The following is a 6682-nucleotide window of genomic DNA, read 5'->3' as shown; positions in this document are numbered from 1 at the left end:
TATCTATTATATAATCTAAATATAGAAATTAATAATTTACGAAATATAAAAAATGACCAGGAGGAGATTATTTATGATTTCAAAACTGGAAAATAACGAAATAAAAATTGAAGTTGATACAGCTGGAGCTCAGCTGCAGAAATTAATATTAAAAAAAGATAATAAAAACTACCTCTGGCATGGGAATTCCGAGTACTGGGGGAGAAGAGCGCCCGTTTTATTTCCGATTGTTGGCCGTCTAAAAGATGACCGCTATTTTTATGATAGTCAAAAATATATGATGACTCAGCACGGTTTCGCTAGAGATAAGGAGTTTGAGCTGGTTGAGCAGAGCAGGAATCACTTAACTTATGCAATTGAGGAGAGCGAGGATACTTTAGAAAAATATCCTTTCAGATTCAGACTGGAAATTAAATATACTATTAAAGGTAATTCTCTTGCTATCTCTTACCGAGTGGTTAACCACGATCATCAGGAAATTTACTTTTCAATTGGAGCCCACCCTGCATTTTACTGGCCGCTGACTGAGGGAGAAAGCAAAGAAGATTATTATTTAGAATTTGAGAAGAAAGAAAATGCGGATAAATATTTATTAGAATCTGGACTCCTTAATCATCAGACTAAAAAAGTTTTAACTGACTCTAAGATTTTAGAACTGCGGGCGGACACTTTTAAAGATGATGCCTTGGTATTTAAAAATTTAAAATCAGAAAAGATAACTTTAAAAAGCAGAAAATCTGACAGAGAAGTAGGAGTTGAATTTAAAGATTTTCCCTACCTTGGAGTCTGGTCTCAATCAGCAGAGGCACCATTTATTTGTATTGAGCCCTGGCAGGGAATTGCTGATTCAGTGGACAGCAGTGGTAAAATAGAGGAAAAGGAAGGAATCAGAAAATTAAAAGCAGGTAAAGAATTTGAATGCACTCATAAAATCACTATTCGCTAGCTGAGAAAATTTATATTTTCCAGTGGCTGAAAATCTTTTTTAAATTCAAAAAGATTATTTAAAATATGGTGGTTGGCTGCTAGTGTGATGCAAATCATATAAAGCTCTTTTCAAAAATGCTATAATAACTTGAGAAGAATAATCAAGTATATAAAAAGGAGTTTTGATAATGAGTGCATTTTTAGGTCCAATCCATATGTGGTTATATAAACAGATTCAGATTGTTGAAGAAAGAGAGGCTGAGATTGTTGATCAGTTCAGCCAGAAATATTCAGCAGAAAAAGTAGATGACTTAATTTTTCCTTACCGCCATAAGTACGGTGAGTTGAAAGAAGATAAGCCGCTGGTAGAATTAATTGGCGGTAGTGATATTCATCCCTGGCTTGAGGCAGCAATCAGCAGTGCTCAGAGCAGAGAAGCAGCAGTAGTTGCTGCATTAATGGACGAGTTTAATGACCAGGAGTTATTATTATCCATTTATTCTGAGCAGGCAGAAGAACTGGCCGAAAAAGCTAAAGTAAGAGATGATGTAGAACAGTTTAATTTAAATGACGCTTTTGAAATAATAAATGAGCATTTTGTGGAAAGAATGCCCTGTGATCGTCTTTCTGGTGCAGTAAAAGAAGATGGGAAGATAATCTGGAAACATCAGAGTCGCCTTCATCAGGAATTCTGGCAGCAGACAGAGGTTGAGCTGGAGTTAATGCATCAGCTTTATGCTGAGTGGCTTCAGGTTTTTACTGAAAATCTTAATCCTGAGCTTGCTCACAAAAGAGAAATAGAAAGTGACTATTATAATGATATCTTTTTAGTTAAATAATAATAGAAAATCATATTAAAACTAACTTATGAGCTCAGTCTATATAGCATAGGCTGAGCTTTTGACATTCATAGTCAGGACTGATATTATGTAGATACTCTTAAGAAATCACTATAAAGGAGAAGTGGTATTATCAAGAAAAAATTAAATGTTTTAAAAGACCTTCTCTCAATGTTTATTACCCAGCATAGGAATCAACTGTCTTATGTAATTGGATTTATATCTGCACTAGCTTTTGCCCTTGTTTATACTGAGTTTGGTTTGGAGTTAGCTCTGGCTGCTCTTTTAACCGGGATTTTAGTCTTCGAGGTATTTAATCACTATTTTGGCGGCAGTCCTGACATTATAGTAATGGGTGTTGATAGTGAAGAAGATATGATGAAAACTCTCAAAAAAACAATGTCAAAAGCAGTAAAAGAAAAGAAACAGGAAAATTCAAATCAAAATAAAGATTAATCAAAACAGCTGTAGTGGCTGTTTTCTTTTTTTAATTGTTTGAAATAATATTCAGAATTTAGTAAAATTGGCAGCAAAAATAGATATAATTAGATATTTCTGTTATAATAAAAACTAATAATATGGTTTAAATTTCTCTAATCAGCACGCAAAAATATAAATAGGAGCTAATGATGAGAATACTTAAAAATTTATCTATCAAAAATAAAATTTTACTGGGAATTGGACTCAGCTTTATTCTGACGATGATTATTCTGCTGGCAATTGTTATTTATCAGTTTGATTATCTTTCTGATGAAAACCAGACTTTAATGGAATCAGAATTACTGGAAAGAAAGTTTGATAAATACGAAGCTCTGGTTAAAAGTAGAGCAGAAATTTTATCTGAAGTCTATCAGATGCGGCTCCAGGAAAAAGAGGCGCAGGGTGAAACTGTAACTGAAGCTGAGTTGAGGAATATGATGGCTCAGTTAAATGGTGATATAGCTATTGATGATCTTTATTTTTATATTTATGACCTGGATGGTAATACAATTTCTCTGCCTCCGACACCTGCCTTTGAAGGAAAAAATAGAATTGACCTTCAGGTTAGGGATAGAGCCCTGTTAAAAGAAATGATTACCCTTATTGAAAATAAAGGCAGCGGCAGATTGAGTTATCCCTACACTAATCCCAGCAATGGAATGATTGAAACAAAATATGGATACCTGCAGCAGATTGAGGGCACAGATATGTTTGTGGGATCTGGAGGTTATCAGAGCAGTTATTACAGCATTGTCCTGCGGATTCTTTCAAAAATTAAAAATATTCGTGATGATACATTTTATTTACTTTTAATTACTTTTGCTATAATTATTCTAATTATATTTTTAATTATTTTCGATATTTCAGAATACATAAATCAGAATATCCAGCAGATCGTCTCAGCATTTAAAAGAGTAGAAAACGGGCAGCTGAGTTTTAAACTTGATATTAAAAGTGAAGATGAGTTTGGCAGTCTTGCTTCCGGCTTTAATCAGATGCTGAGTAGAATAAAAAAGTTAACTTACAATGATCCCCTGACTGGTCTGCCTAATTTGAACTTTTTAGAAAGCAATCTTTCGGAAACTCTAAAGAAAAACAAAGACAGTGCCAGTGATGTTTATTTATTTACCCTGATTACAGATAACCTAACTTTAGTTAACAGTAATTATGGTTATCAAAAAGGTAATGAAATTCTGCAGGAACTTTATCAGCGGCTGAGCAAAAGCTTATCTGAAGAGATGACAATTGCCCGGAAAAGTGATGAGTTTATTTTCTATTTTGCTTCAGCAAAAAATAAAGCGGAGATCCAAAAATATGCAGAAGAGATTATTACTAAACTTTCAGAACCCTATGAGGTCAACAATAATCTTGTTTATTTAAAAATAAAAATTGGGATAGCGGTTAACCAGGAAGAGGAAAGTTGTTCTGATCTGATTCGAAAGTCAAGGCTTGCTCTTCATTTTGTTGATGAAAAAAATAATATCAAATTTTTTAACCAGAAGATGCTGGGCCAGCTTTCAGGCCGCTTAAATTTAGAGGGGAAGTTGAGGAAAGCACTGGTCAATAATGAGTTTCAGCTTTTTTATCAACCCCAGCTGGAAACTAAGACTGATAGGGTTATTGGAGTAGAAGCGCTGATACGCTGGCAGCACCCCAAAGAGGGAAGAATTTCACCGGCAGAGTTTATTCCGCTGGCCGAAGAAACAGGGATGATTTTAAGACTGGGTGACTGGATTTTAAATGAAGCCCTGCAGCAGTTAAAAAGCTGGCAGAATAAAGGCTATCAAAACCTAGTCATGTCAGTAAATATTGCACCCCAGCAGTTTCAGCAGGATGATTTTGTTCAAAAAATAGAAAAGCTGCTGAATAAACATCAGCTGGAAGCAGAATTTTTAGAGCTAGAGATAACCGAAAGAACAGTAATTAAAGATATTGAATATACCGTAGAAGTTTTAAGAAAGCTGAAGCAGCTGGGAGTCAAAATTTCAATTGATGATTTTGGAACCGGTTATTCATCACTTGAATATTTAAATCGCTTTGCCCTCGACAAACTAAAAATTGATAAGTCATTTGTCCACAACCGCAGTAACTTAAATATTGTAAAAACGATAATTATGATGGGCAGGAATTTAGGCCTGGAAGTTGTGGCTGAAGGAGTAGAGACAAAGGAAGAATTAGAATTTTTACGAAAAAATAACTGTAATTATTATCAGGGCTATTATTTTTCCAGAGCGGAAAAAGCTGCAGTTGTAGAAATGTCTTTCAATAAATAATTGAAATCGGACTATAAATTGTCAAAGGAGTAGATGATGGAACTATATATAAAAAAATTTGAAGAACTAACAAACCAGGAGTTATATAAAATAATTGAAGCCAGGATTAATGTCTTTGTCGTTGAGCAGGACTGTCCCTACCATGAGTGTGATAATAAAGATCAGGATTCTTTTCATTTATTTTATCAGGAACAGGATCAAATTGCTGCTTATTTGCGGATTATTCCTTCCGGTTTATCCTATCCAGAGATTTCAATTGGGCGGGTACTTGTAAAAAAAGAATTTAGAAGACAGGGACTGGGATTAAAGCAGGTGCAGCAGGCAATTTCTTTTATTGAAAATAACATGGATACAAAAGCAGTTAGGATCTCTGCTCAGGAATATATTCTTGATTTTTATAAGAGTCTGGGCTTTGAGGTTGTTTCTGATAGATATTTAGAAGATGATATTCCTCATTATGAGATGCTCTTAAAATTGTAATCAGAGAAAGTTTTTGATAGAATTAAGTTGAATAAAGACTAATCCTGGAGGTGTATTTTTAATTTGATAAATTTAGTAGACGCAGCAGTACATGCCAAGGAATGGGCTATAAATGTGGGGAAGATGCAGAAGGAAAAGTTAAAAAAAGAGAACTTTAATGTTGAGACTAAAAGTACAATCACTGATCTTGTTACAGAAATTGATTTGTTGAGTGAAGATATGCTCAGAGCTAAGATTGAAAAAAGTTATCCTGAACATAATATTATGGGGGAAGAAAGTGATTATGAAGATAAAAAGAGCAAATATACCTGGGTCATTGATCCTCTGGATGGAACCAATAATTATGCCAGTTCCTATCCTATTTATTGTGTTTCTATTGCCTTAAAATATGAAAATGAAGTTGTGATGGGCGTTATTTATATTCCGGAACTTGATGAGGTGTATTCGGCAATCAAAGATAAAGGAGCCTATAAATCCGGGACAGCAATTAAAATTTCTCATAAAACAGCCTTAAATAATTCGCTGGTTGCTACCGGTTTTCCCTATGATAAAAAGGAATCAAAAATTGATAATCTGGAACCCCTAAATAAAATTTTAAAGAATATCAGAGGTCTCAGGCGTTCTGGAAGTGCTGCTTTTGATCTTGTTTCAGTGGCCAGTGGTCGAATTGATGCCTACTGGGAATTCAAACTTAAAGTATGGGATTTTGCAGCGGGAGAATTATTGGTCAGAGAGGCGGGGGGAGAAGTCTATAAGTCTGAAATTGGAGGAGCCCCGCTTTTAATTGCAGGTAGTAAAGAATTAGTGGCAGAGTTGAGAGGGATTATCGAAGAAATTTATCTATAAACTATAGAATTGAGTAGGTGAGCAGCAAATGAAAATTATTAGATATCAAAAAGATGATCAAATAAAAAGCGGAATCTTAAAAGGTGAGACAGTATTTGAGCTTGAAGGAGATATTTTTTCAGAGTTTTCTCAAGGCAAAGAGGTTGCAGAGCTTGATCAGCTTAAACTCCTGGCTCCAGTTCAGCCGCCAAATATAATAGCAATTGGGTTAAATTACAGACAGCATGCAGTTGAAACTGGGGCTGAAATTCCAGAGCGTCCAGTTGTTTTTCTAAAGGCAACCAGCAGTATTACTGATCCAGCAGCAGATATTATTTTACCAAAACTGGCTCCAGAAGAGGTTGATTTTGAAGCTGAACTGGCAGTTATAATTTCAAAAAAAGCTAAAAATCTTGAAACTGTTGAGGTTGAAGATTATGTGCTTGGTTACAGCTGTGCTAATGATGTCAGCGCGCGTGACTGTCAGAAGAAACTGGACAAACAGTGGGCGCGGGGAAAATCTTTTGATACATTTTGTCCGCTTGGACCCTGGATTGAAACTGACCTGGATCCCAATAACTTAAAGATTAGATCAATTTTAAATGGAAAAACTATGCAGGAGTCGAAAACCTCAGATATGATTTTTAAGGTAGAACAGCTGATTAGTTATTTATCACATAATATGACTTTGCTGCCGGGGACAGTTATTCTAACCGGTACTCCTGAGGGGGTTGGATTTGCCAGAGAAGAGAAGATTTTTTTAAGAGACGGAGACCAAATAACAATTGAAATTGAAGGAATTGGAAGTTTAGAGAACACTGTCAGCAGAGAGATTTAATTTTATTGTCTTGATTTATA

General features: G+C 35.0%; 7 protein-coding genes. All 7 read left to right on the top strand.

Annotation, left to right across the window (positions count from 1 at the left end; all coding sequences use genetic code 11):
- Positions 1-73: 73 nt before the first annotated feature.
- The 7 genes from CI949_RS14895 (at position 74) to CI949_RS14865 (ending at position 6662) form a co-directional block, all read left to right on the top strand.
- Entirely contained in the window at positions 74-946 is an 873-nt protein-coding gene (locus CI949_RS14895; RefSeq protein WP_290767706.1) for an aldose 1-epimerase family protein, read from the top strand.
- Between the two features lie 169 nt (positions 947-1115).
- A complete protein-coding gene (locus tag CI949_RS14890) occupies positions 1116-1766 on the top strand; it encodes a hypothetical protein (protein WP_290767703.1) in 651 nt (216 codons plus the stop codon).
- A 171-nt stretch (positions 1767-1937) separates the two neighbouring features.
- Positions 1938-2222 carry a hypothetical protein gene (locus tag CI949_RS14885; RefSeq protein ID WP_108138879.1) on the top strand — a complete coding sequence of 95 codons (285 nt, stop codon included), beginning with the start codon at positions 1938-1940 and terminating at the stop codon, positions 2220-2222.
- Positions 2223-2395: 173 nt separating this feature from the next.
- Positions 2396-4519, top strand: coding sequence for an EAL domain-containing protein (locus CI949_RS14880; protein ID WP_290767701.1), 2124 nt, complete (start codon positions 2396-2398; stop codon positions 4517-4519).
- 36 nt (positions 4520-4555) lie between these two features.
- Positions 4556-4999: a GNAT family N-acetyltransferase gene (locus tag CI949_RS14875; RefSeq protein ID WP_290767699.1), complete on the top strand. Its 444-nt coding sequence runs from the start codon at positions 4556-4558 to the stop codon at positions 4997-4999.
- A gap of 63 nt (positions 5000-5062) precedes the next feature.
- Positions 5063-5845 carry an inositol monophosphatase family protein gene (locus CI949_RS14870; RefSeq protein ID WP_290767697.1) on the top strand — a complete coding sequence of 261 codons (783 nt, stop codon included), beginning with the start codon at positions 5063-5065 and terminating at the stop codon, positions 5843-5845.
- 28 nt (positions 5846-5873) lie between these two features.
- The gene (locus CI949_RS14865; RefSeq protein WP_290767694.1) at positions 5874-6662 is read left to right on the top strand and encodes a fumarylacetoacetate hydrolase family protein; all 789 of its coding nucleotides are present in this window, start codon (positions 5874-5876) and stop codon (positions 6660-6662) included.
- Positions 6663-6682: the final 20 nt, after the last annotated feature.

The organism is Halanaerobium sp., assembly GCF_003070835.1.
Note: the sequence above shows the minus strand (reverse complement) of the source record. Positions and strands in the feature narration are given on the sequence as shown.

Excerpts from the sequence above, each read along its gene's own strand:
- CI949_RS14895 (WP_290767706.1), top strand. The coding sequence starts at position 74 with ATGATTTCAAAACTGGAAAATAACGAAATAAAAATTGAAGTTGATACA.
- CI949_RS14890 (WP_290767703.1), top strand. The coding sequence starts at position 1,116 with ATGAGTGCATTTTTAGGTCCAATCCATATGTGGTTATATAAACAGATT.
- CI949_RS14885 (WP_108138879.1), top strand. The coding sequence starts at position 1,938 with ATGTTTATTACCCAGCATAGGAATCAACTGTCTTATGTAATTGGATTT.
- CI949_RS14880 (WP_290767701.1), top strand. The coding sequence starts at position 2,396 with ATGAGAATACTTAAAAATTTATCTATCAAAAATAAAATTTTACTGGGA.
- CI949_RS14875 (WP_290767699.1), top strand. The coding sequence starts at position 4,556 with ATGGAACTATATATAAAAAAATTTGAAGAACTAACAAACCAGGAGTTA.
- CI949_RS14865 (WP_290767694.1), top strand. The coding sequence starts at position 5,874 with ATGAAAATTATTAGATATCAAAAAGATGATCAAATAAAAAGCGGAATC.